This is a genomic window from Halobacterium sp. KA-6 (assembly GCF_021029015.1).
Taxonomy (GTDB): Archaea; Halobacteriota; Halobacteria; order Halobacteriales; family Halobacteriaceae; genus Halobacterium.
The window spans coordinates 13,981-39,485 of the sequence record NZ_JAJJZH010000008.1; the positions used below are offsets into that span (position 1 = coordinate 13,981).

The following is a 25,505-nucleotide window of genomic DNA, read 5'->3' on the forward strand; positions in this document are numbered from 1 at the left end:
CTGTCAACGTTTAACCCGTAAACTATGGATGAGTGCCGGCTCTGTAAGGAGGAAAAAGAGCTGCAGAACAGCCACATAATCCCGAACTTTATCATCAAATGGATGAAGAAGTCCGGGCCGACGCCATTTCTGCGAAGGGCTGTTGAGCCGGATACGCGAATTCAGAATTATCACGAGAAGTTGCTGTGCAGAGAGTGCGAGCAGATATTTTCGCCGTATGAGGGTAAGTTCGCTTCCAAGGTGTTCTATCCTTATGTCCGTCGTGAGAAAGAGGAATTCGAATATGGGGAGTGGCTACTTCGTTTCGTTCTTTCTGTATCTTGGAGGTTGATGGAGTCTAAACTCGCTGTTTGGCAGGATTCAAATCATTCAAAGATAGATGTTGTCAAACAACGTTTGGAAACGTGGAGGCAGATATTACTTGAAGAAAAGCCGCTATCCGAGGATCCGTCGAATCACCATATCTTCTTCCTTGATGAGCTGGACTTGGCTGAGTCCGATCCTGAAGGACCTGAGAACTTCGAGATTTACATGCAGCGGAATATTGACGGTACCAGCGTCTACGACGATAACGAAATACATGTCTTCTTCAAATTCCCGAAGGTCCTGTTTTTCTCCACTATTGACCCGGTGAATCCCGGCGATTTCACCAGGACTGAGATCGATCCTGGGGGAGGGAAAATTGAGCACCCTCAAGAACTCGGCGGGAAGTGGGGTAATTTCCTGTACGGAAGAATTGAGAAGATGAGCGATGTGGCTATGTCTGAAAGTGAGCGAGAGAAAGTGGAGGACAGGATTATGGAGAATCCTGAGAAGTATTTGAAGTCTGATTTCTTGGAGGCTCAGATTTCGGAGATGCGGAGGCAGTATGCAGAGCACGACTTAACGGATTACTTGGATGTGGAGGAGTGCCCGGTTTGCTCTACGAATCATCGAGTGGTAGAATCGTTACCGGATAAGCCGTTGACAAAGCCGTATGTGGAGAAATTGGATGATCAGCTGCCGTACGCAGAAGCGACGTTCCCGCCTGAAGATAAGGTTGTGGATGCAATTCCAGCCAATATCACGGATACTTTGATTATATCAACGGAGCCGTCTACAAGGATTCTCCAGTACATGATGGAGTATGGCTGGGTAGTCGGTGAAGAAATCAAGCATTATGGCGAGGCGGAACCGGAGGAAGTCGGGAAGCAGGCTTGGAAGTATTATAATGAAGACTTCCAGGAGTGGATCATCAACGAATACGGTTGTAGATGATAGGCAGTGAAAGTAAAACGATTCCAGAAATAATCGGGTTTACACGCCCGCCAGCAACATTCCTCGTAACAATCTCCCCTTGGACGTGCCCACCGCTGACGAGCACCTGAAACACAACGCCAATAGCGAATAGGACGAGAGTAATGTTTGTGTTGACGCTGGTGAGAGCTCTGGCCCGATAATCAGCGGGCATGCCGTCTTCATCAACTGCTCCTTCGAGCTCTGCGGCCATTCTCAACGGTGCACGGAACGTGGACAGGAACCCGTTGACAGTTGCGAACGCGATGAAGTAGATTCCATAAATTCCGGGACTGAGAGGGTACAGAAGATCAAAGCCGACGATGAATGTTGTTACCCAAGCAAAGAATTTGAGTTTGGGACTACGCTCATAGGCTTGGTAGAGCGCGATTTGCGCGAGAATTTCGGATCGTTCATCGACGTCGTAGCGCGACTCCGTTTGGAGTGATAGCTCAAGCATGGACGTAAGCGCCACAATCATTAATCGGTCAAAGTCGGTGACGTCGAACTGTTCGTAGAGGTCTTCACGGAGACCGCCCCCCTCGTTCTCAGCATCGTCGGGCTCCTCTCGCCCCTCCACTGCTTCAGGCACATGAAACTGTGAACTCTGCCGTCTTATAAACCTGCTCGGGGCTGTTTCCTTGAGTATTACCGGTGCTGGAAGTGGTCGTAGACTCGTTCTGTCATCGATACGCGCTGATATCAGAGGGGGTACGCAAATCTACGAACTGAGTATTCTCGCTTCGAACTTTGACGTCATTTCTCAATCGTAAGTCCGAGGTATTCAGCAATATTCACGCAGACGATCACTAGCCATAGAATCCCCGCGAATCGATAGGCCAGCCTCAAGAAACGGATATTTACTGGAAGCCAGAACTCCCGAATCTCGGCGGGCAACCATTGAGGGCCTCTGAGATATGCAGGCTTCGGAGGTTCAGTTGTGGTGATCGCTTGAGTTAAATTGAATTCTGGGGGTGGTGATGTAGTATGGTTTGTTTCTCTTAACGTATGGTTTTGGAATTGATTGAGAGTGATTCCCTCCCGGTCTGTTTCAGCATGATTCATCCATCGGAATGTATCTAAGAGCGTCTGACTAGTGGTAGACTGCATCCTTGCGTCTACCTTTGATAGGATTAGTGGTCCCCAGACGTAGGCCACCCGGGAGTCGCTGTGGTTGGCAAGTTGTTTGGCGTAGTTCCGGCCGTGATTCCAGGCTAAGAGTGCATCGTACTCTCTTGGTGAGATGGACCCGCTATCTAACGCAGTCCGGTACGCAAAATAATTCGCCGAGGCTTCCCGAACCCATTCTAGTTCTGACGTTAACGCGAAGCTCTGGCGCGTATGGATATACTCGTGCCGCCACGTAAATTCAAGTGGCCCACCAAGAGGTGCCTGATCTTCAATTATGACCTCAGGTCCAGCATTCACACCATACTCCGTTCCTCGGACAAAACCTGCTACATCTCCTAAGTCACCAGGATAGCCGAAAACTCGAACGTGGTCATAAGCTCGCCCCACTGGTAGCCGATATGCAGTCTCGTTGAGGGCGTTTAGAATCTGGTCGGGGGGTTTGACGAGTTCAGCGTTCGAAGGGATAATTAGCGTGATTTCTTGGCACCCAGCTTGGATTGACCTCGTTTCATACTCGCCCAAATATGCGAATCGAGAGCCAAGGTATCCGTGTTGAGCAGGCTCAAATGCAACCTGTACTGCCCCTCCATAAGCTGGCAGAGGAACGATTTGCGAACCGTTGGCCTGGTTTGTGAGATCTATCTCGTTGGGCTCCGAGTGTGTCTCGTTAACGCGGTATTCTATCCAAGGGTCCGCTGACCTATCCCAGTTGTAGATGCCGTCCGATTGTTTGGAGAACCCCTCTGCTTTAGTGACGTTCCCAAATGAACCAAAGCGAAGCTGGATAGTACCGTCTGGGATCGCCCTATTTGAGGTCCGGGTAAACTCAATTCGGACGATGTTTCCATTTGACTTCTTTGTTGAAACTTCCCCCACCATCATAGGTGAGTTTCCAGAATGGGTTTGTGTAGCGCGAGGAGAGGGAATACAATTCTCAGGTGCCTTTTCAGCCATGTCAACGTCATCATCCAGAGGCACGCCACTACTCGGGGCCGGAATGAAGAGAGGGGAAAGGAGGATTACGGACAGAAATAGAAAAATTGTCCCGTCTCGTCGGTCCATTATTTTGGTGTATTTGAAGGGAGTAAATAGACTTGTTGTCTCTCCGCCAGGTAAACTACTGGGCGACAATCTACTAGTAGGCTTGGTGGAAGTGGAATGGCGTACTCAACATCGAAACGCGCTCGGGCCGATTAGCTCTAGGGAAATCTCACAGAACACGCCGCCCGCCAGTATCACCGGCAGAGTAGATCGCTAAGTACATGCAGACACATAATCTCTCGGAGGTGAATCCTGTATTTATATATTTCCTCTAAGGTCACTTGTTATTGTATGCACCCACGAGATCGGGAAGTTCTACTTGATGCCCTCAAAATCTCAGACGTAGAAGAACGACGGCATGTTGAGAGAATCCATATTCTTGTCACCACTGCGATTATTGCGAGTTACTTCACTCCCGTTGCTCGTGAGCTCGTAAAAACTGAGAATATCGGCGAGTACACCGAGGGCTTAGTTATTCTCTCCATTGTATACCTAGCACTCCGTCTTATCGACATCACTATTCCTATCCAACAGCTTGACCAGCGACTCGCAACCGGTTTGCGGATCTTGTCACCAATTCTCTTTCTTGTAGCCGTCCTGCTCTATCTTCTCCTTGCGTTCATTACCGTTGCTGGCATCACCATCAGCACCCCTGTCGCCGCCATGTTAGCGATCATGATAATCGGCATTATTTCCGCCATGGCCTTCGAGAGTTACCGCAACGGCCCGGTCCTTGGTCAGGCTGTCTACAGGAGGACAACGTCGGACTCAGGCGTAGGCCGTCTCATCTTTGCGCCTAGGATGATCGGGCGATGAGGCTGTTAAAGGGTGAGTTGATTACTGACCGTGTGGTTGATGGTCGACGTCGAGGGATGGAGCGTACCGTTGGTGTGACGGCGGAGTCCTTTTTATTCGTGGATGAATTCTGGAGAGTATGTCTACCTGTATTCGTTCTCTTACCGACCGTCTCCGGTCGCGCCTCGCTGTCGCTCGATCGAAGCTGCATATGCGGAGGGCTGGTCTGAAACGGCACATCCGCTTTGGGTTGGACAGCTGGAAGCCGAAGGTAGTCCTCGACGAACGGTACAAGAGCTTTGTTGTGTGGGGTTCGAGAACGATCACCGCTCTCGGGATTGTCACGAGTCTTCTCCTAATTCCTCCGCCTATCAGTATCGTCCTCGCAGTCATGGTGGCGGCCCTTGACCTGTTCTTCGAACGCATCTCTCTGATGGTGCAGAGTATGTTTGTCCAACCCTTGCCGGAGACGTGGGATTCGGATGCGTGGCAGGGCAACCTCTATCAGTATGAGCGCGGAATGTGGGGCATCGGCCTGCTGTTCGATGATGAGAAGATTGCCCGAGTCGCGCTCGAAACCATTCGTGCGTGGAACTACGACGAGGACGTTGACCGGGATGGCAACATCAAAATGAGTTTTGTCGAGATGAACGACGGGGGGTACATGACCTACATCTACCCCTCGGATGAACGTGAGAGCGTGAAAGAGGCAGCGAAGGAGGTAGAGCAAAAACAGATTGAGGAAGGGAAGATCAGAGAGCACTACCAGAATCGATTTCAGGTAGTTATGGCACAGGACTTCGATAATCCGCCGGGTTCACACTTCAGGCGCTTCAAGAACCACTACGAAGGCGACCGGGTAATGCTGAACACGTTCACTACCGAGCGATTGGTGGGCAAAGGTTCAGGGCCAATGGAAGGCCTCCCGGACGAATTCGGTGGTGTGGAGTCGATAGATCCAATTTCGCTGAAGGAGGTCAGGATTGCGCAGGAGAGCAACCTCGAACGTGAATCGATAGAGTATCAGCATCTGAAGTACGTGATGCCACTGTTTGAGAGGTAATTACGGCTGTTCACCGGCATCCAAACCTACGGAAGAGGTTTGCAAGCTGTGCGTCGAATCCTACGGGTGGGGCAACTGCGCTCTAGACACCTAGAAGTCGTCTGTAAGGAATCGTTCCCGGCCAGCGTCTTCACCTCGGCTGTTGCTGCAACTTCATCCGGGTGATAGTCAGGGAGTATGGTAATCCGCTTGAAGAAGGACAATTCGCGAGAAGCATGACCGTTGCATTAGGTTACGTCGCTTCGCCCGCCATTCTGCGGTTCCACCTGTGCCTGGGACTCCTGGTCAACCGCTGCTCGAAACTTGGTGTCTCGTCGAACCGCTGCTCGTTGGCAGCTAACTTCCTCTCGACAGCCTCCTCGAGGTCGACGTCTAACGTCGACGTCATCCCCAGACAGTAGATCACCACGTCCGCTAGTTCCTCTTCCACGTTGTCAACGAGTTTCTTGTCGTTGGCGAAGTCCTCAGCGTCGAGGTTGTCGTGCCAGAGGAAGCACTCCAGCAGTTCGCTCGCCTCGATCAAGATCGCCTCCGCGAGATTCTCCGGCGTGTGGAACTGCTCCCAGTCCCGCTCCTCTACGAACTACTGGTACTCGGACTGTAAGCGAGTAAGTAGATTTCTCATGTGCTCAAGTGGCTCACGTCGCGGGATAATAGTTCGGGGATTCCGAGGCAACGCGCTTGCTGTTGCAAACTCGATATGGAGATCGTTGAAGAATGCTTGTGACTTCCTGTCTCTGAACTTCACGTGTTGTCGTAGGAGAAGGAGGTTCGCGAGGAGCAAGACAATAATGAGCGCGAAGCCGGCGAAAGGAGGAATCTGAACTGAATAATACGCAGGAAGGACGAAGAGGGATAGAGCGGAAACGAGCCACAAGTTCGGTAAAACGTAGTCAGCATCTCGTACTTCCGATATAGCGTGTTCCGTCCGTACAGGAAGGATTCTCCGAAACGACGGAATGGGTCGACGTCATCCGGTACCCCCTCGCTCTGGGCTCCACTCATGCGCTTCTCTAACTTCGCTACGACCTTAATCACAATCTCGTCGTCTACACTATCAGCTCGCTCAGACGAACTCTCGTCAGTGTCTCCCTCGAACGCGGCTGCGATACGAGATTCGGCAGATCGCACCTCACCCTTGCCGTCGACGTGGTCGCCAAAGATGACGGCCGGCAAGGTAGCGGTCAGTTCTGCAGGACCCCCCAAGCGAGCCTAACGCATGTAGAATCCGCCCAGCGACGTAACCGGCAACCAGTAAGAACAGACCACTAATCATGGTCAAATTTTCCGGCCAGAAGAGAAGGAGTCCTATCCCGACTGCGAACGTACCGGGTATGAGGTCCACCAGAACATCATACAGATTCAGGTTGCTAACCGGCACGTCGGACGATTGTGTAGGTTGGAAATCAACTTTGTCATCGGTTCAACGATAAGTCGAATTTTCTGCCGTGAGAATTAATCTTCCCCAGAATTCTCCTTACCGTTGATGGCCGCATACTTCTGCTGAACAATATAGTACGCGGCATAACTGGAAACCAAGGCGCCCAGCAAAACCACAAGACTAGCACATATTATGGATAAATCGAAAATCAGCAGAAGAAATCCGATAGAGATGAATATCACGGCGGATAGTAGACTTGTGAGTGTATATCGGAGTCGGCGAGATTTTGCTTTCAGGACTTTATTGTTCTTTCTGATGGTATTCGTGTATGAATCGATAATAGTAGACTGGTATTCTTCGGTATCTATCGAATCATTATCTCCAATATGGTCTCCAATATCTGTGGTAGGCCCAAATCCGACAATAGAGCTTAGGTAGCTAATTATAGAGAATATTAAAGCGGTGATAAGGCAAGCAAATCCAACAAAGAGAGCAAAGATAGACGGAATTTGGTCGATGTTAGCATCGAAGTTTTTCCCCACTAGGAGAGAAACACCGGTTAGAATGGCCCCGATTATCAGGCCAACAACTCTAGCTGCTCTCCAGGCCTTGTTGTCGAAATTCATCACGGCATCAACCTGGAGTTGAACCATCTCTTGATAGCGATCAGCAAGATCGGATTTAGGAGAGCGGTCAGAATCCATACTAGAAGTCAGTCAGTTCAGCTTTCCCCAAACCATCGAGAGAATTGGAGTCCACGGAGTCAGCAGCTATGAACTCGGCCAGTTCTTCTCTACTCTTTTGTGTTCTATTCTCACAGTGCCATTCACTAAGCAACCAAGCGAGGTCGGAGACCTTACTGCGGGCACTAGAGGTGTCATTATATTCTCGCTTCTTATCCCGAAGGTTTTTGAATTCAATATTGAATTCGCCATCTCCCGACTTTTCCGCTACACCGCAAATCGCGAGATATTCAAGTGCATCAATAACCCACTTATCATCGACGTTCGCACCAGGAATCAGCTCTTGATTTATCTTCTCGCGTATTTCAGAGGCCTCAACTATTTTGTCAATTCCACCTCTGGAACTACCCGTTTTCCAAGCCTCTAATTCATCATCAGAGAGGAATTCGATGAAGACACCGTTCCAAAGCCGGCAGGCAAGATAAAGCTCAGATGGAGCTTTATTTGTAATCATACCCGTAGCTTTGAACTCGGAGAAATCTTCGTTCGTGGGAATCTGAATATTCTCGAATTCTTGACCTTGTTGGGAGAGTTTATTGCTCAGTTTCCGACCTCCGGGGAGGGCTGCATCCTCGAAATTATCTTCAAGAATAGAGGATCGGCGAAATCGATACCGAGGGCGATCATTACGTCCAATAAAGTCGAAGTCAAGGAGGATAATGTTGGAATCACAGTCCAAATTCCCCGCCTCAATTTCCTCTTTCAGAGAGTGACCGACGGTCTGAACTTCATCAGCATCGACGAGTAAAGCGATGTCAAGAGTCTCTGGCCTTCTATCCCGACCGCGGTCGGTAGCTAACTCACAGTTGCTTAACTTTTTGAGACGGGAAACTTCCTCATCGATCTTAGCGATGCGGTCATGGTAGGTTTCAAAAACGATTCCGTACTCATCATTAAAATACGCTGTAAACGACGGGTTAACCCGTTCATCAAGAATATTCGGGAATCGGTCAAAGTTGAAACTCCGGAAATGATATCCATATTGGTCACTCAGGAAGACTTCCCAACAGGTGACCACGTCAACATCCCTATCGTAGCGATCAAACTCCCTAACCGCTGATCTGACGCAACGCTTGAAGCCGCGTTCCGTCATGCCTGTTGGCCTCCGCTGAAGTAGCTATCAAACTCGCGTTTTGAATTCTCACCTTCTTGAACTTCACCTTCACCAAATCCTTGTGTAATACTATCGCAGATTCTGGTTAGAGAGCTCCGGGAGGCACTAAATCCAGGAATTATCGATATTTTCCGGTCAGAGGTGATGAATACGTCAGCTGTTGATCCATCCTCAAAATCGAGGATAGACGCGTGCATATATGGGTTAGAATGGTAGACAGTAACCGACGAGTGAGTCATACCCCGAAGTGTATCAATTAAGTCTTGGTTAGCATCGACCCCTTTGATTTCGCCAGGATCGTACTCAATCTCCAGCCTCTCCGCCTCTCGTGACCCGTATTCTCTACTTTTTCCGACAAAGAGTTGTCCTTTTTCGGAAATCGACTTAGAGAGGTTCCGTAGGAGATATTGGAAATATACCGATCCGGACCCGCTAGTAAACCGAGTATCGCCGTTTCTGGAGAGGAACCCTGAGAACGAGTCCCTGCCATTCTTAATACGGAACTGGACTTTGTCGACGAAGTAGTCATCTTCGGCGACTTTCTTACTACTAAAAAGACTATAGTAAGGTTCGTTCAGATACTGGATATCAGTCTTCGAATTGGGAGATTTGATTACAGCTTCCTCAACGATTACATCTCCCTGAACCTCACTTTCAAGACTTGAGAGCAGCTTCTTTATTTCACTAGTACTCAGGAAAGACGTAGTTGCCCCCGGCAGCCCGGTGAAGAACCGCCGAAGACCGTACAGATAGAAATCCTGGTCACTCAAAGCGTATGCCGTGAAAACCTCCTCTTCCTCATTACTGAAAAGGTAGACCTTCTCTTGGAATATTTTGTAGCCATCATCATACTTGGAGCTTTCACGACGACGCTGGAGATCTAGAACAGCAAAAGCATCTCTCCGATCTAATTTAACCGTGAATTCCGGGAAGTCAAATTCGTCAATTGTGTCTAAAGGATTCTGATCGGATATAAAGGTTAAACCCCTCGCCGTTTTCTCCTCCTCGTTCACCTGTTCGAACGTATGGAGTTGTAACTGCCTCAGCGACTCAGATTGATAATCCCAGAGCGTATGGTCATCAGACATTTTTATAATGGAGGTTAGCCGCTGGACAGTACACTTCGAGTTATCTTATCCTCATCCCGGAGGTTACAAAAAGGTGATCATTCGGGAAGTCTTCGTCATAGAGCTTCTTAGGCTGGCGTTTACGCGACTATCCGCGCTCGTAGAATTGAGAACTATGGAGCAGCTCGCAGATTACGTCGATACGCTCAACGGCCGAATTACGGGAACCGCGGAGCGACGGTTCGGGATCGGCCAAGCTGCCGACCAGTGGGAGGGGGACATCGAGGCATCCGACGACCACAACGTTCTCTAAACAGCTTGCCGGGAGAAAGCCTCAGCCAGAAGTGAAGCTGCGTAGAGTGCCTACTGCGTGGTAGATTGTTCTGGGCCAGCCTTCCAGAACTCGAATTCGTCTTCGTAGCCGCACTTGGTGCGGTTCTCTTCGCGGCGGACTAGGAGATCATCAGGTTTCCCCTGAAATTTGTCGCGCTCGACTTCACGCTCTTCCCGCCGAAGCGCAAACAGCGACCCGCACTCCGGACACTGTGATTGTTCCCGAACGGAGAGGTAAACTCCGCCGACGAGTGCTACCCCGAATGCGAAAATCGCATACTTTGGTACTGTAACAGATGCGTCTGGGAAATTCGAGTATAGACCGGCCCAGAGCCAGTAGCCCATTACGAGAAGCCCACCGACCGTGGACGTACCGAAGATACCGTCAAAGTACTTCGCGGGTACGTAGTTCGAGAGCACTTGGAACAGAAACGCGATTCCGTTGAACTCGCCAGTTCCCTGCTCGTTGTGCGGCTTCGGTTTACTGTGGCGCTTGACCTCGGTCTGGACGTTCGCCTGACTCCCATCCGTCGCCTCGATATCGCGGACGTTCGCTGCGTTTCCATCGCTAGCTCGTGCATCAGCATTCTGGCGGTCATCTCGCATAGTCGTCAATAGAAGCTATTCGAAAGTAATTCTAGGCCAATAAGTTGCAGTATAAGCTTACGAGATACCGTATCGACAGGAATCCATAGGTGGATCTAACGAACCTAAGTGGAGACGAAAGGGATGCCGCCTCCCGCCTTACAGTCTAGCGAGCGAGATGACGACGCGAACGATGCCGAGAGAGACACGGATGAACGTCGCCCAGACATCCAGCGCCTCTTTTTTCGACTTCAGCCACGAAGTGGCTTTGGCGGCTCGCGCTTGACCTGCTCGGAACAGCGCTGCCGCTCTCGATGTAGGTTCTTTCATATCGGGCCTCGTCGCCGCCCACGACGGCGGAAGCCGCCCTGAACGACGATAGTTGGCACGCCGCACTAGAGGTTAGTAGTTGCGTTTCCCGAGCAGAAGGACTGAAAGTCATAGAACGGCGGTAGAACCCTTCTAAATAGGTCTTTGATGAGAGAGTATATTGGCACCCAGAGCGTAGTGAAAGTGAAGGTCTGGTTTCGATGAGGTACGTCCCTCCCGAGGATTCTATTGTCACTCCTGCAGTCGAAGCTAAGGCTTGTAGCGTGCGAAAACACTCCGGGACCAATCCTAAGCGAATCTCGCGTCACAGTGTTGTGATTCTGGGAGAGAGGTAAGTGTGACGCGAAGCATGCTCTGCTCGACCACAAAGAATTCTTAGAAGGAGGGGTGTCAGTCGGGGCTGTGAGTTTACCGTGCGGTAGGCAAACACAGTTTGCAAGGGCGGAGTGGGTGGAACTCGTATCGACGAATTTGTCGCCGATAGTCACCGTCACACCCGTCCGGGGAGCTGGCATCACAACACCGTGACGCCGGAGGCCTCTCTGGTTCTATTCCTCTGTAGTCATGGTTGGTCGTTCTGGAGTTGGTCGTAGTACTGTTGGTAGTCCTCGAGATCCGCGACAAGCTCTAATTCGCCGTTTCGGCCAGTGCGAAGTGTGAGTAAGTTCTGGTCGTCGCGTGGCCGCAAATTCTGGGTATTGTCGCGGCGGGAGGTGAGTTTCGCCGTCCACTGCATCACCCGCTTGATCGTCTCGTTCGGCCACTCACAGCGATCAGTCGTCTCTGCAAGGATTGTGCGGACGTCCGAGGAGGATAACACGAGTTGTGAGCCGCCATGTGTCTGGGCGTGGGTGCCGAATTTTGGGAAAACGAGCGTGGCGCGGGCTTTGTTTGCTGTGAGGTCCCCGCCGGCGTTGCGTTCGGCGATCTTGCGTTCGATCGGCAGTTCCTCGCCGTCAAATTCCCCCCGGACGACTATGTCGACGTTGCCGTCTTCGAGGTCGCGAACGCGTTCGTCCAAGTGGTCGAATTGGTCGGTTTCCACGCGATCGCGGATCGCCTTGTAGGGTTTGACCGTATTCCCGGCTGCTGTCGCCGTGATCGCGAGGTCCTTCGGGTCTGGCCCCTCCCACTCGATGTTAGGTTGGTTTTCGAGGTCGCGTTCGAGGTCGGTTACGCGCTCCTCAAGGTGTTCGTAGTCGGGTTTCTGGTCTTGGTTGTCCTCTGGTTCATGTTGCTGTTCGAGTTCACTGACACGCTCGTTGAGCCGTTGATTCTCAGCGTGGAGACGTTGGACTTCCTCAGTGAGTGTTTCGAACGCAGCCGCTACCTCGTCGTTCTGGAACTGGTGTTGGGCTTCCGTGACAGCAGTCGGGGTCTCAGTAGTACTCATTGATGGCTTAGAAAGTAGGAGTCGACTGAAGGGGCGATACGAGGCTGAGGCGAGTGAATGGTCGTCCGGTCGGGAGGCCGGAAGACCAGTTCTATAGCGTCGAGGATCGGCTTGTGACCTGCTTGGCCCATGGTGTGCTCGACGAGCGGTGGCTCGTGGGCAAGGTCGAACGACCACTCCTCAGTACCATGGGTAGTGAGTGTGGTTGTGTTCTTGAGCGTCGTGTGGCCGCATGGCCTGTCTTTGAGACTGGTTGCGGCCATCACGCATCTCCTCCATCAAGTGCGTGGAGTTCGGTGACGAGCTGGCGGAGCCCCTCTCTAGTTTCGGGTGGTGTTGAGGTGAGTTCTGTTCTGGGATGGATGGTGACCGGGAAGCCGCCCTGGAAGGCATGCCAGTCAGCGCCGTCCCGAACTTCGACACCAGGGTAGGACCGAATTGCGTACCGGGTTGCATCCCCGGAGACGTACGCGACGTGAATCCGCGGCTGACGCTCCTCGGCGTTGGTTATGTAGGTGTCGCCGCGCTGAACCGCATAATACCGATGCTCTCCGGGTGTTGGGTCGTGGATACCAATGGTGATTTCGTCCCGCGTGAGATTCCGAGGCCCACGGACGAACTTCCCGGTGGGAAGAAGACTGCGTCGTTCAGGAGGCGTGGGATCGGCGTTAGACTGCATCGGCTGCCTCCGTGGTCTTGGAGATGTCAGCTTCGACAGTTCCGGTGAGGACGTCGCTTTGTCTGTCTTCGTGGGTCAGTAGCTCGCTCAGGCCAGGGGCACGGAGTTCAGTGCGTGTTTTCGCAGTTGCATACTGGCCAGCGGTTTGGAACTGACCGGCAACTTGGCTAAGGAAAGACGAACGTGGGGTATATTGGGTCACTCGCCCACCTCATCAATTTCGCCGACAAGCTGCTGGCCGTCCTCCGTCAGTCCGTAAATCCGTCCCTTTTTGCGATCCTCAGGAACGAGCAGTTCAACCACGTCGCGCTCACGCAGTTCCGTGAGCGTCCGCGAGACGTGCGTAATCGCGAGATTGGTGCGCTCGCCGAGCGTGGTTGGGGTCGCGGGGCCGGCGTCGTCAAGCGCGTCGACAACCGCGCGCCGGTAGTCCGAAGCCACCACGAACCCGAGCACGTCCCAGTCGATGCGATTGTCATCCGCGGTCATCACGTATCAACCACCGTGTACGGGAAGTTTCGAGCGATCGTGTCCCCTACCCGGTGACCACATAGGCTGACCGCTACGTCGCCCAGGGCATGTCGTTCAACTGCGAGAATCAGCGCTCTGAAGACTGAGCAGCCGTCGTTCTCGTGGCGCTGTACAGCAGAAGGCTCTTGATGGCCGTCGTTGGATTCGTACATGGCTTCTGTAGCTGGAGTACAGGAGCCCGCGCGAGCCTGCTGTCTCAGCAGCGAGGCTCGCACTTTCCTGAGAAGATGACTCGGTGTCAACCCAATAGGGAGCTCCTGATAACCACAATACTGTGCGCAATTTACTTAGTGTTTACCCATTATACCGTGCTTCTACAAGACTGTATAGTGTTCATTCCTCAGCTTGCGAAAATTGTAAGACGGCACCGCTCACCTAACTTAGTGAATGCCCCGTGTGGAACTGGCGTCGTGGATGACCCCGATGGACAGAGACATTCTCGAACGCCTACAGAATCCGGGGAATAAGGAACTCGTTCTGTCGCCGCGACTGATCGCAGAAAATACTGACTGGGGGAGAGACGCTGTTCGCGACCACGTGCTTCGTCTCCGTGAACACGGTCTTATCGAGTACTACGATGAGGAAGGTGGAATCTACCAGCTCTCAGACCGCGGTCGGATGTGGCTCGAAGGTGAACTGCCAACTGAGGAGCTAGAAGACTGAATTCCCCGCATAACGGTCGAGAATAGCCACGATACCACAGACTTATTATTGAGTCCTCAGCCGTCTCCTCCCCTTAGTAGTCTGACAATGTTTCGAACTCTCTTTGCCGGTAGGGAGGTCCGTGTCTTCTAGTCAATTGCCGATTGTAGTGAAACCCAACCTGTGTCGAGATAAGACACACCACGCACACTTTTAACCCGCGCAACAGTAACTGAGTATAATGAATTCGCCATCGGACGACGGGTATTCCCTCGAAAAGGCAAAGGAGAACCTCAACGTTCTCCGGACGGTCGAGGGACAAGTCGTCGAAGCAATCGAAGCTGCGGATAGTGAGGAAGTCCTCGAGTATCTCATCCTCGACCAGCAACTGGATATCCACCACGAAGGCGGACAGGGCGTTGGCCCAATCCGTCGGGCAGTGCTGCGGTCTTCGAAAGCGTCCAGAGAGCTCAAGCGGACGGTAATCACTCGTGGCGACGATACCCCCGAATCAATTCTGGTTCCGGACGACGTCGAGCGGAATGCTCGAACCGCTCTCAGAACTGGCAAACCAGTTGTTCTGTATGGCCCGACTGGAACTGGCAAGACGACGTTCGCAAAGCAGCTTGCTCTCCGCCACTGCGTGGGTTACTCGCTTCACACCGCGACGCCGTCTTGGACGGCAAAAGACATCGTCGGTGGTATCGGTCCGAATCTGTCCGGGTCTCGGATGAGTTCGATCACCTACCACACCGAGCTGGGCGCGGTAACTTCCGGGGTAAAGCGAACTCGCGACTTCGGGATTCCGTACGCGGTCATCCTTGACGAAATCACTCGTGCCGACATCTCCCAGATTTTCGGGCCCCTGTACACGGCAATAGAGAACCGTAATCAGACGCTCATTGAGACTGACGAGGGAGAGGCAATCGAGCTCGACGAAGACCTCAGCATCATCTGCACGATGAACATGTCTGACCGGACTGTGAACGAGTTGGACAACGCAATTACGCGCCGGTTCGCCATGGTGGAACTCGACGAGTACGAGGACGACGACCGGCAGACCCTGTTCCGGGATTGGCTCGACTCGAATCTCAGCGACATCCCACTCGTCGACAACGACGACCTGCTGGCGCTCTTCGAGGCTGATTACGATGGCATCAACAACGGTTCCGAGCAGGCATCACGAGGCCCCATAATGCGGTTTGGACCGATGCACTACCGCGACGTAACGGTCTTCCTGCGAGAAGCCCTCCAGGACGAGGAGCTGTACATGGACGCACCTGCTGAGGCAGTCGGGCAGGCGTTCCGGACCTTCATCGTCCCTCGATTGCTGAATTCCGCAGCGTTCCCACAGATCGAACAGATCGAAGAGCACTATCGGGCGCTGGACAAGTCGTTCGAGATGTTCGACCTTGCACCCGCAGCAGATCTCGCGAGCCGGGAACTCGATGCCGAGCGCCGCCAGATGGGTTCCTACGAGCAATGAGCGCCTCTGACATCGACGCATCGTACACCTACGAACCAGGGACTTTCAGCGTCCCCGAACACGGTGAAATTCGAATAGAGGGTTGTCCATCCACGATTGCTGACCAGCTTCGCCGCGCCTCGTTCGAACAGGAAGCGGACAACATCTTCGTCAAGACCCAGGCATCCCTCGACGATCGGGACATGGAGTATCGGGTCGTTCGTGTTCGCCTCGACGGCCCGGTGATGCACGTCACCGCGCGCGACAACGTCGGCATCATCAGCCTGACGCCGCGCTCCAACCTCCGCATCGAGCCGAAAATCGACTGGGACAACATCTTCGACATGCTGCTGGCGGTTCACGGTCGGAAGCGGTCGGTCGAATATCACGGGATCCCACTCGACGAGTTTCGGACGGAAGATGTGGACTTGGAAGACGTCTTTCTGATCCTCGGAATCAATTATCTCAACGGACTGGAGGACATACACCGGAACGGCTTCGTCCGTAGGCTCGAAACGCGCCGGGCCGACCTCGAACACCCACGCGGTGTTATCGACATCGGCCAATCCTTGGTTAACCAGGCAGAGGGGCGTGCCACACAGCACTGCCTGTTGAAAGAAGTCAACTACGATAATGCAGCCAACTCTCTCCTTCACTACGCCGGTACGCACCTCCTCCGGCTCTTCCAACAGCACGAGGAAAAGTACGACCACCAAGCGTACTACCACATCTTCTCACAGATACACGAGGAAGTCCGCCACCTGGAACAGCTCGGCGTGACTAGCGGCCGCCGACGAATTCCCGAATACCAGCGCTTCTCGTTTCAGGACCTGCCCAAGCAGCGCCACTACTACCAACAAGCGATCGAGGTTTCCAAGGCGCTGGTCGCTTCCTCCCTCGGGACGCCTGCAACGCAAGGAGACCGTCAGTTGGTCGTCGACTACGTGCTCAACATGGAGTCGCTGTTCGAGCAGTATTCACAGGTGGTCATCGAGCGCGAACTTGAGAACGTCAAAGCCTACGACCATCTGGGTGCGCTCGACGACGTCAACTCAGTCCGGTCGCCATCGGTCAGCCCCTTCGAGGGAGAAAACGAGGTGTACCACCAGCCCGACCACGCCGTCGAGGAGGGCAACGAGACGCTCGCGGTGCTCGACTCGAAGTACTACGCGGAGGGCCACGATCCGGTCAAGGACTCGTCGTCGCGGTCGCGTTTGTTCAGCTACGCGTATCTGCTTCACACTGACCGGCTCGCGTTCCTCTGTCCGCTCCTCGAACCGAAGCGACGACGAGTCAAACAGACGGATGCGGCCCTAGAAATCGTCTCACCGCCGGGCGATTTCTCGTTGGATACGTACGACCGCGTCGTTCAGGAGTACCTCCACGACGTCCTCGTCGAAGATACACAGGAACTCGACGCGTTTCGCGCAGTCGCGAACAACCAGCTCTGTCTCGACGGCGTAACGGAGTCCGAGTTGAGCGAAGCGACGGAGATGAGCGGTCCGTTTACCTTCCGTGACGCGCGCGACTTCTCGCTACGGGTGCTGAAGGCCGCTGCCGACGAGCACTCCTGGGACGTGCGTAACCGATACGACCTCGAACAGGATGGCGACTGGACGCGAGAACAGATCGAAACCCGCTGTGAATCCCGGTACGAGCACACGACGACCTGTATCCCCGTCTTCTGTCGGTCGGATGGCAGCGAATGGATCGACCTCTACTTCCTCAAAAACGGGACTGGCGAGGTCGAGAAGGAAGGGCCGTTGAAACTGCTCTGAGCGATATTGTAGAGTTAGAAGGGCGCGACGAGCCAATCACCCTGCTCTTTCCGTTCTAACTGGGGCCCGAAGACGTTCTGCAGGGAGTAGAGCTCGTTGTTGTATCTGAGGTCGTAGGTCTTCCCTTTCCGGTGGAACGACCCCTCGACGACGAATTGGACTGTAGGACTCTGATATTCCAGATCGTTGGCCCGTCGGTCCATCTCGCGAGCAAGTTCGTCTGCCAACTCGCCGTCTTCGAATGCGTCACCCAGTCCGACGACGGTGACCGCGTCTGGAACGCCGTCGTCTTTGAGACGCTTGACGAATTCCTCGACCGGCATCTGGTGGTCGAATACGTCGTACTCGCCTTCGACGACGACGTTGTATCGTCCCGGAATTTGTCCTGGTCCTGCCATTCTTATTTAGAAGTAATCCTACCGCGTTAAGTAATTGTACTGTCAGTCCTCTTTTTCCGATTCGGACTCAGTTGAAGTGAAGCATCCTCGAGCCGGCCTATACACCCGCTCGCCATTTCACGCTCGCAACAGCAGACCCGACCACTACCGCGAGCCCAATGCTCATCACAACTTCCTCGAACCCCGGTGCAGTGAGGAACTCGTCCAACGGGAACGGTGAGCTTCGCGATATAGTAATCAGTTGCAACTGATATTGCAGCATCTACCGACTGCTTCACGGCAAATGCATTTAGAAACTCCCAGCTCGTTAGGATCCCACTTCCGAATACGTACATTGGGAACGTGTTCAGGAGAATCACTCCAAAGAAGTATTTCACCATCCCCCAGTTGTATCCCATACTCCATAGAGTGTCTAATTATCTAAGTGTTTTTGGTGATGACGATAGGCTGCTTGCTGCCCCGGGCGAAGCAGGAAAAGTGAGAACGGGTTAGTAGTTCGTGATGTCGCGATCGCCCAGCACTCGCGTGTACGTGTCGTCGCCGGTCACGTCAGCGAGCCGGCCAGCCAGCTCACGCAGGTCGTCGTCGACGTCCCACTTTCCGACGTAGTTCTGGACGGATTGGCCCTGTTCGTAGCGGTAGCGGAGGAACTGGAGCTTGTCGAGGTTGGAGAGATGTTCATCGCTGTCGCCGTTGACGCGCTCCTGAATGTACGCCTGGCGTTTCTCGTTGTCCCAGGTGCCGAGTTCGAAGCCGTCGTCCTGGTTGTACAGGCGCATCTCTTTGAGATCATCCGGGGTGGCGTTGGTGCCGCGGCAGAGCTTGTTGACGTCGTCGTAGGAGACGTTCGTGGTGTCGAGGAGGTCGATGAAGACGTCCTCGACGCCGATGTCGCTGGCCTCCTGGATGATGCCGTAGATCTCTTGAACGACCTCTTTCGCGTCCATGATTTCGCCGTCGCGCTGTACTTTCCCGTGGTGCTTGGAGTACTCGCGGAAACACGCGCCCATCTCCATTACACCGATGTCGCCGCGAGAGAGATCACGGTTCTCTTCGAGTTGCTGGCGGGTGCGACGGGCCGTACGGTAGATGTCGCGGCGGACCGAGTTCCACGAAGCGGGTTCCGTGTCGTCAATAGGGCGGGCGACGACGACAATATCGAAGGAGACTGCTTCGCCTTTTGTGAATTTATTGATGTCCGCAGAAATTGGATACGTTGCAGTTACCTCAAATCCGACATCGCAAAGTGCCTCTAGGAGTTCTCCCCAAGACTCGGAGTTACTATGGTGGTAGGTAAATGTCAGAGAACCATTTTCTTTGAGGGCACGTCGAATCGTCGAAAAAGCTTGTCTTAGTTCGGATTCGAATACTTCTACGTCCTTGTCTTCAGCGGGATTTGAGACGATACTCTCCGCACGTGGTGTATCTTCCGGCTCAAATGTGGAGTACGACTTTTCCAATACTAAACGCTGCCATACATAAAAGTAATTTGATAACTCCGAGTAGATAACGTTATCGTAATACGGGGGATCAGTAATTACAGCATCAAATTCGTCTTCGTAGTCAAGTTCTCTTGCATCCCCCTGCTGGATAGAAACATTTTCACCGATGGATTTCTCGAACCCGTCGGTCTTTATTGTTTCACCGTTAGTAATGTATCGTTCATTTGGACTGTTTGCGTATTCGACCCCAGAAACCACCATGTCAAAGGAGGAGGTAAAGCTCCCTCGACCAAACTTCGTTCCCCAGACGTTGTTCTCCGCGGGATACATTGGTGGGTTGAAGGAGTTGTGTCTGAAAACGTGATCCATTCCGTTACGAGTCGGGTCATACGTACAGAACATAGAGTTTGTACGCAAGGCATCTGAAAACGCTAGCAAGAGGTACTCCTTGAGATTCTGATCATCAACCTGATCGATGGACTGCAGAAGTGTGGATAGAGACAACAGCTGTCTTGGGTTATACATATCCTCCCAGGTCTGATACCCGTGGTCAAACACATCGTGTCCGTCATACTGGAGCCCATCGCCTGTCGCGGTGATTGCTCCTCTTGGGATCTCCCCCTCCGGAATGTACTGATTTAAATCATCATTCTCTTCCCACTCTGTCTTGGCTTCGTTGAATAGTGCTCTATCCGCTTCCTCTATCGATTTGTACCCTTTCACTTCGTCCTTGTCACGGTCCTGTTCGTCGCAGGTATGGCAGTAATACTCAACTGCATATTGACGCAGACCGAACCCATCTTGTTCGTGGATTGAGTCAATCACCCCATATTTCGAACCGCACTCGGAACAGGAATATTTAGATCCACTAACATTTCCTTCCGATGGAACAAATGAATTAGCACATTCTTCGCAGATAGATTCGCTCTGCCAATCATTCACTAAAGTGATTGATTCACAGTCCGGGCAAAGGACGTTGTACTTGTCGTCGTTTCCGTAGCGTCCCTTCGCTACCCGATAGTCCTTGAATAGTGGAACTGTGTGGCCGCAGGAGACGCAGTCTAATTCTTTCACCCAGAAGTTGTACATCACGTCAGCCTCGTGGTCTCCGTTCGGGCAGGGCGTCCTGTAGTACTGCGTAATCTCGTCGGCGACATCCTCTTTCACTTGCTCGAAGGCTTCTTCGAGTTCTTCGACGTCGGTCTGACCCGCTTCAAGTTCCTTCTTCGTGACAAACCATGCAACAGGATTCAAGTCGTTGCCGACGACCTCCGCGCCGAAGCGAGAGGCTTCCACAAGTGACGTACCCCCTCCCATGAAGGGGTCGAGAATCTTCTTGTCTTCGACGCGAACGTCCTTCGGGTAGAGTTCCCAGAGGCTCTCCGGATCGGTCATGTCCACGCGTTCGAGCAACGAGGCGACGTCGAGGTCAGACTGCCCATCAGAGTCGTCGCCGTAGTCCGCGAGCGTGCCGCCTTCGTGGCCAGGCTCGAATACAGAGACCTTCTCCGGGTCATCCAGCAGCGTATAGAGAGAGATTGCACGGAAGACACAGCCGAGACGTCGTGCCCACCACTTGTGCATCGTGTAGATCGGGCGGTAGTACATCTTCGCTCGCCCCTCCTTCTCAGCAATCTCGTTCACGCGCTCAATCGGAAATCCGCGTTCGATGGGAAGTTCTGTTCGTGCCGGTTGCTGGTCACTTTGGCCACTTTCACCGGTCATAGGTAGCCAGCAGAACCCATGAGAGCCGCTTTGGATCCCGGATCTACACTAGGCGTGGGAAACGTACATCCATCCGGGTTGCACAATAGAGGGTGCGTATTAAGCTGATCAGGCGGTCCGTGGCTGCTCGTTTGAGCGCGTTTCTTACCTAGTTCTCATTTGCAGTTCAGGGGTCAATGTGACCATGATACGACAGTGAAGGTCGGGATACACACGGTTCGAAGAAAATTCTGTAAGGTCAAACGTAACAGAGTGCGTTCGGAAGCACGTCTCGCAGCCGTATCTGATTCTGAGAACGAGTGTGGAAAGTCTATCTCGCTCGTGTAGATGATTAGTTAAGGAGAACGTGGCCGATCAACTAGTTCACCACGACCAGTTGTCTCGCTTCTCGACATCGAATGAGGACGACTCAAGTTGAAGAGCCCATGACTGCGATACGTTGAGTAGTAATTTTCTGGTCACTGATCTACCGAGGCGTGACCACTACTTCTGGAAGCTTATCTCTATCTTCAGGCTCGACGCTTCATCGGGCATCCGTTCGAACAGATCCTGAACCCTCGTGTAGTCTTGTCCCGATCGAAGGGTTAAGCTGACCTGTGAGCGCTCGACATCGGCCGTACCTTGAAGAGCACCAGGAACACCTTCCTTGTCCGGTAGCATGAACGTGATGTCACCGTAGTCTACGGTGCCTTCCTGATGGCCGTGACGCCACTTGCTACGCATTGTTGAGACATCGTCGCCGTTATACTCGAAGCGCCAAGTCTTCGTCCCCTTCTCGGGCTTTCGGAATGGATAGCCCGGCACCCAGTCCGCCGTGTTATCGGAACCGGTGGGACCGACGACGTAGATCGGCTCTCCTTCACGGCCGAGGTTTTGCAAGAGGAAGGTCTTCACCATGTCCTCGGTGACAGTGCTGTCGAACCGATCCACGATCTTTCCGACGGTGAATTGATCCCCTTCATCAAGTCCCTTGATGTAGTCCAGTATCTGGTCACCGATGCGGTCGGAAACTGTCGGTATCAGTTTGACCGTTGTCGGGTCGCGGTCGCCGAGTGTCTCAAGATAACGACCGCCTGCTTCAAGCACATAGTCATCAACTAGGAAGTCATTTACTGCCTCACGGGTCGCCGTCTCTGTTTCGTCCGGTGGGAGAAATACTGTCTCGTCTGCACGAATATCGCCGATGATGGTGTCGAGGTTCGCGTATCCTACCTTGTCGACCGCATCTTGGATACGGTCGACAAGGTAGGATGCGCTGACTGTGGTCGCACTACCAACATCGCGAAGCGTCGCGTCTGACTGTGGTTTGTCGAGAATTTCGTTACCGTGTACCACTACGTATTGATCTTCTCTGTTCAGCCGGCCCACGGCACGCATTACGACGTCATGGCTATCGCCGTCGATCCAGATGTCGCCCTCCTCTAGCAGCTCCAGTTCGAAGTCTCCGATGTCGACGGCAGTTGTGCCACTCCCGAAGCGTCGACGCAACTCTTGTTCGACATCGTCGACGCCCCATACCTCCACACCATCCTTGTGGACGAGCACTGTATCCAAGGAGCTTCCTGAGAGATTGTCACGAAATCCACTAGTATCCCGGGCAAGGACCGGCCTGTCACTCAGCGCGTCGACAGTAGCATTTAGTACGTCGTTTGCGCCCCCGGGGATGGGAAGCTCGGGATCACGCAGGAACTGCTCATAGACGTCCTCAATGGAGATCTCTCCTCTGCGGTCTAGTAGGTCCTCGACGATTGGCCAGACGTGCGACTGGAGGTCGAACGGGTCAGCGGCCGCTGAGTCAGCAATGTTCGACGCGTCGAGTTCGGCGCCATCGAGCACGAACACGTCTAGATCCATCGGTGCTACGAGGTCAAATTCGTTGAGTAGATCGTCACCGTCTAGGACTTCACCGTAGAGAAGCTGGAGCTCCTCCCGGAGCTCGCTCTCTTCTTGCTCCTTCATCCCACGGATAGAATCTCGAATCTCTTCGTCAAGTGACTCGTCGGCAAGTACTTGCCGTGCACCCTCGATGTACCGCGCTTTGTCGATGTAGCGAGTACCCGACTCGATGGCTTTGTCGCCAGATGGTTGGACGAACACGAGCGTGTTGCGCCACTCGCGACCGCGCCCATCGTTCGTGATGACGCGCTCGACTTCTTCCTGTGTCCATTGGTCGTCCTTCACCACCACCTTGATCTCGCGGTTGTCCGGGGTTTCACGAATGTCGTCAGTTCGGAAGCCGACCGGGTATGCATTCGAGCCAAAAACACCCTTAATGAAGTCGGCAATCTCGGCCTTCGAAGATTTCTCAGAGACATCGGTTGCAGCGTTCCGAATAAGCGCGTTCGGGTTCTGTCGGTCTCGAATCGCGTACTTACCGTTGAGCTTGTGGAGGTGCCACGCGACGCCGTGCAGGCGTTCGAGGTTGAGCACGACGTCCGAGACGAGATCGCCGGACTGGTAGGCACCCATGACGATCTCTGAAGTGTTCGCTCCCTCCCCCTCGCTAGGCTTCAGAGAGTACAACAGAATCGTGTTCAGGATGCGTCGGCCATGGGGTACTTCATCCACGTCAACGCGACTCTTAATGTCGCTCATTGCCGCGTTGAGCCGCTCGTAGTTGATCTTCGCCAGTTCGTCCTCAAACTTGATGGCGTCGATGTCGCCGTGAGTGATGAGGTCGGTCTGGTTCTGCATTTCAAGCAGAACCTTCGAGAAGAGGTAGATCATCCCTCGGGTATTCTGATTCCCCTCGTCGGCGTAGTAACGAGTCTCGAGAGCGTCAAGGAGAACAGGGTGGAACGGATAGAGGTCGTGCATTTCCGACAGCAGGTTGTCGGGGAGGTCGACATGGTCCGATTGGTCGTAAGCGTCGAAGTACCCGTTGACGATCTCGCGAGCGGTGTTCTCGTCGATGGACTCAATCAGCCGATGGTGCAGGACCTCACGTTTGTCCACCTGGTTGTTCATGTTGACCTCGACCGCCTGTTCGCGATTCAGGATGTCGTGAACCTCAGACTCCTCACGCAGAACTGAGACGATAGTGTAGAGTTCGAGATCGGAGAGCGCCGTCGACTCAAGGAGCGCTTGAAGGAAAGCCTTGTTCGCACTCTTGCGGTCGCCCTGGAGCGTATCGAACCAGTCCTCCAGTTCGTCGACGAAGAACGCGACAGTCTCGTCACCGACTGCGTCCTGGATCGTCTGCATGTCGGGGTAGCCACCCGACTCGTAAGTACCCGGGTCGTAGTCGAGGGCCTCGAAGAACGGCTCCCAGAGATACTCGTACTGCTCGTTCTGCATCGCGACCGTGATCGGGATCGCGGACTCAGGCAGCTCATCTTCAAACTCTTCGATGGAGTTACCAGCCCAAGTGCCGGCGGCTGTGGGTTCATCGAAGCAGTGGTACAGCGCCACCATCTGGTGGGATTTACCACTGCCGTACGGCCCGTAGAGGATATGCGTGCCCCGGGGATCGTCCCCAGTCAGCGAGTCACGCAGAATGGAGAGAGCTTCCCTGAGTCCCTGCGTCATCAACGTGCGGTCGAAGAAGAGTTCGGCGTCCGACTCGAACTCGTCCTCGTCATCCACGTTGTAGAGTTTAACTTGTCCATCTATTTGTCCTTCCTCCCGAAGCTCACGGCTCAGGGTAACCGTGTCTTCGAGAGTTTGGGACAAGGAGTCGGATTCAGCCATAATCTGATACCTAAATAGAGAACCACGAGATGGGATAAACACTATGGTGTCAGTGACACCGAACTCTTATCGGTGGATTGGGCCGACTCCTCAAAACCGAATTGATACGCTCGTCATCTTCTACGAATTTGAACGTCCTGCTTCCTGGGTTGTTCGCTGAATACGACGTGAGCTGACAGCTCTCGCTGGATTTCGCAGATTCCAATTTCAGTACACAAGTATCGAGGATATGGCTCCGACACGCGAGAAAGCACTAACCGAACACGATTTCGAATTCCTCCTTGAAGGTGCACGAAGAATTGAGAACTCGTCACATCGCTTTGAGGCCTATGCGATCATCCTCATGGCTGGTCGCCTCGGTTTTCGGCCTGGAGAGCTGACACACTTTACGTCTTCCTGGGTTGACTGGCAGCGGCAAATCATCACTATCCCCGAACATGCACCTTGTCAGAAAGGACGCGATGGTGGACTCTGCGGATATTGTCGCCAAGCAGTAACACAACGGACAAACTACAGCACGGGTGCATCATTCGACGAACTCGCCTCACAATACTGGCAGCCGAAAACACCTGCGGCTGCTCGTCCGATTCCATTTCATTTCTCGTCTCGTGTTCAGACTGCTATCGAGTTACTCGCCGACGAACACGATGGATGGCCGTACTCGTTTTCCACACTACAACGACGTCTCGATACGGCTCTTGATAAAGCACCCTCACTTGATTCCGACTCCACCTCACTTCATGGCCTCCGCGCAACCGCGGCATCCTACCACGCCAGTCGCGGACTCGACCTTGCTGCATTCCGATCGATGTTTGGTTGGGAGGATCTCGAAACCGCACGTCAATACCTCAATATCGATGGGGCGATGACCCGACGTGCGCTCAGCAACATTCACAGCTGAGAT

22 protein-coding genes are annotated in these 25,505 nt (G+C 53.3%); 8 read left to right on the forward strand and 14 right to left on the reverse strand.

What is annotated here, in order from left to right; translation table 11 throughout:
* Positions 1–24: 24 nt before the first annotated feature.
* Entirely contained in the window at positions 25–1,257 is a 1,233-nt protein-coding gene (locus LPA46_RS14350) for a hypothetical protein (RefSeq protein ID WP_230893070.1), read from the forward strand.
* On the opposite strand, the gene LPA46_RS14355 is transcribed toward LPA46_RS14350, so the two are convergent.
* Together LPA46_RS14355 and LPA46_RS14360 are read right to left on the reverse strand one after the other, a co-directional pair.
* Entirely contained in the window at positions 1,235–1,867 is a 633-nt protein-coding gene (locus LPA46_RS14355; protein ID WP_230893071.1) for a hypothetical protein, read from the reverse strand. The genes LPA46_RS14350 and LPA46_RS14355 overlap by 23 nt on opposite strands.
* A 164-nt stretch (positions 1,868–2,031) precedes the next feature.
* The gene (locus LPA46_RS14360) at positions 2,032–3,468 is read right to left on the reverse strand and encodes a hypothetical protein (RefSeq protein WP_230893072.1); all 1,437 of its coding nucleotides are present in this window, start codon (positions 3,466–3,468) and stop codon (positions 2,032–2,034) included.
* A gap of 270 nt (positions 3,469–3,738) precedes the next feature.
* On the opposite strand from LPA46_RS14360, the gene LPA46_RS14365 reads away from it, so the two are divergent.
* Both LPA46_RS14365 and LPA46_RS14370 read left to right on the forward strand, forming a co-directional pair.
* Entirely contained in the window at positions 3,739–4,263 is a 525-nt protein-coding gene (locus LPA46_RS14365; protein ID WP_230893073.1) for a hypothetical protein, read from the forward strand.
* A 190-nt stretch (positions 4,264–4,453) separates the two neighbouring features.
* Complete coding sequence (locus LPA46_RS14370) at positions 4,454–5,305, forward strand: hypothetical protein (RefSeq protein ID WP_230893074.1); 852 nt, start codon at positions 4,454–4,456, stop codon at positions 5,303–5,305.
* A 232-nt stretch (positions 5,306–5,537) separates the two neighbouring features.
* Here the strand turns inward: LPA46_RS14370 and LPA46_RS14375 are convergent, their stop codons facing one another.
* The 4 genes from LPA46_RS14375 to LPA46_RS14390 form a co-directional block, all read right to left on the reverse strand.
* On the reverse strand, positions 5,538–5,828 hold the full coding sequence (locus tag LPA46_RS14375) for a MazG-like family protein (RefSeq protein ID WP_230893075.1): 291 nt from the start codon (positions 5,826–5,828) through the stop codon (positions 5,538–5,540).
* Between the two features lie 932 nt (positions 5,829–6,760).
* Positions 6,761–7,390: a hypothetical protein gene (locus LPA46_RS14380; RefSeq protein WP_230893076.1), complete on the reverse strand. Its 630-nt coding sequence runs from the start codon at positions 7,388–7,390 to the stop codon at positions 6,761–6,763.
* Between the two features lies 1 nt (position 7,391).
* Entirely contained in the window at positions 7,392–8,522 is a 1,131-nt protein-coding gene (locus LPA46_RS14385) for a hypothetical protein (RefSeq protein WP_230893077.1), read from the reverse strand.
* A complete protein-coding gene (locus LPA46_RS14390) occupies positions 8,519–9,631 on the reverse strand; it encodes a hypothetical protein (RefSeq protein WP_230893078.1) in 1,113 nt (370 codons plus the stop codon). The genes LPA46_RS14385 and LPA46_RS14390 overlap by 4 nt, the downstream gene beginning before the upstream one ends.
* Before the next feature lie 7 nt (positions 9,632–9,638).
* Here LPA46_RS14390 and LPA46_RS14395 point away from each other — a divergent pair, with 7 nt between their 5' ends.
* Positions 9,639–9,923 carry a hypothetical protein gene (locus tag LPA46_RS14395; protein ID WP_230893079.1) on the forward strand — a complete coding sequence of 95 codons (285 nt, stop codon included), beginning with the start codon at positions 9,639–9,641 and terminating at the stop codon, positions 9,921–9,923.
* 50 nt (positions 9,924–9,973) lie between these two features.
* Here the strand turns inward: LPA46_RS14395 and LPA46_RS14400 are convergent, their stop codons facing one another.
* The 5 genes from LPA46_RS14400 to LPA46_RS14420 form a co-directional block, all read right to left on the reverse strand.
* The gene (locus tag LPA46_RS14400) at positions 9,974–10,549 is read right to left on the reverse strand and encodes a hypothetical protein (RefSeq protein WP_230893080.1); all 576 of its coding nucleotides are present in this window, start codon (positions 10,547–10,549) and stop codon (positions 9,974–9,976) included.
* 871 nt (positions 10,550–11,420) lie between these two features.
* Positions 11,421–12,251, reverse strand: coding sequence for a hypothetical protein (locus tag LPA46_RS14405; protein WP_230893081.1), 831 nt, complete (start codon positions 12,249–12,251; stop codon positions 11,421–11,423).
* Complete coding sequence (locus LPA46_RS14410; RefSeq protein ID WP_230893082.1) at positions 12,248–12,514, reverse strand: hypothetical protein; 267 nt, start codon at positions 12,512–12,514, stop codon at positions 12,248–12,250. The genes LPA46_RS14405 and LPA46_RS14410 overlap by 4 nt, the downstream gene beginning before the upstream one ends.
* Entirely contained in the window at positions 12,514–12,930 is a 417-nt protein-coding gene (locus LPA46_RS14415; protein WP_230893083.1) for a hypothetical protein, read from the reverse strand. The genes LPA46_RS14410 and LPA46_RS14415 overlap by 1 nt, the downstream gene beginning before the upstream one ends.
* Before the next feature lie 198 nt (positions 12,931–13,128).
* Positions 13,129–13,419: a helix-turn-helix domain-containing protein gene (locus LPA46_RS14420; RefSeq protein ID WP_230893084.1), complete on the reverse strand. Its 291-nt coding sequence runs from the start codon at positions 13,417–13,419 to the stop codon at positions 13,129–13,131.
* A 456-nt stretch (positions 13,420–13,875) separates the two neighbouring features.
* Here LPA46_RS14420 and LPA46_RS14425 point away from each other — a divergent pair, with 456 nt between their 5' ends.
* The 3 genes from LPA46_RS14425 (at position 13,876) to LPA46_RS14435 (ending at position 17,346) form a co-directional block, all read left to right on the forward strand.
* On the forward strand, positions 13,876–14,124 hold the full coding sequence (locus tag LPA46_RS14425) for an ArsR family transcriptional regulator (protein ID WP_442908259.1): 249 nt from the start codon (positions 13,876–13,878) through the stop codon (positions 14,122–14,124).
* A gap of 220 nt (positions 14,125–14,344) precedes the next feature.
* Positions 14,345–15,589, forward strand: a complete 1,245-nt coding sequence (locus tag LPA46_RS14430; protein ID WP_230893086.1) for an AAA family ATPase — start codon at positions 14,345–14,347, stop codon at positions 15,587–15,589.
* The gene (locus LPA46_RS14435; protein WP_230893087.1) at positions 15,586–17,346 is read left to right on the forward strand and encodes a 5-methylcytosine restriction system specificity protein McrC; all 1,761 of its coding nucleotides are present in this window, start codon (positions 15,586–15,588) and stop codon (positions 17,344–17,346) included. The genes LPA46_RS14430 and LPA46_RS14435 overlap by 4 nt, the downstream gene beginning before the upstream one ends.
* A gap of 14 nt (positions 17,347–17,360) precedes the next feature.
* Here the strand turns inward: LPA46_RS14435 and LPA46_RS14440 are convergent, their stop codons facing one another.
* The 3 genes from LPA46_RS14440 to LPA46_RS14450 all read right to left on the reverse strand — a co-directional run bounded on the left by LPA46_RS14440 (position 17,361) and on the right by LPA46_RS14450 (position 24,601).
* Positions 17,361–17,744 (reverse strand): hypothetical protein, encoded by a 384-nt coding sequence (locus LPA46_RS14440; RefSeq protein WP_230893088.1) that lies wholly within the window; start codon positions 17,742–17,744, stop codon positions 17,361–17,363.
* A 488-nt stretch (positions 17,745–18,232) separates the two neighbouring features.
* Complete coding sequence (locus tag LPA46_RS14445) at positions 18,233–20,911, reverse strand: DUF1156 domain-containing protein (protein ID WP_269073709.1); 2,679 nt, start codon at positions 20,909–20,911, stop codon at positions 18,233–18,235.
* A 483-nt stretch (positions 20,912–21,394) separates the two neighbouring features.
* The gene (locus tag LPA46_RS14450) at positions 21,395–24,601 is read right to left on the reverse strand and encodes a DUF499 domain-containing protein (RefSeq protein WP_269073710.1); all 3,207 of its coding nucleotides are present in this window, start codon (positions 24,599–24,601) and stop codon (positions 21,395–21,397) included.
* A gap of 229 nt (positions 24,602–24,830) precedes the next feature.
* On the opposite strand from LPA46_RS14450, the gene LPA46_RS14455 reads away from it, so the two are divergent.
* Positions 24,831–25,502, forward strand: coding sequence for a site-specific integrase (locus tag LPA46_RS14455; protein ID WP_230893091.1), 672 nt, complete (start codon positions 24,831–24,833; stop codon positions 25,500–25,502).
* Positions 25,503–25,505 lie beyond the last annotated feature (3 nt).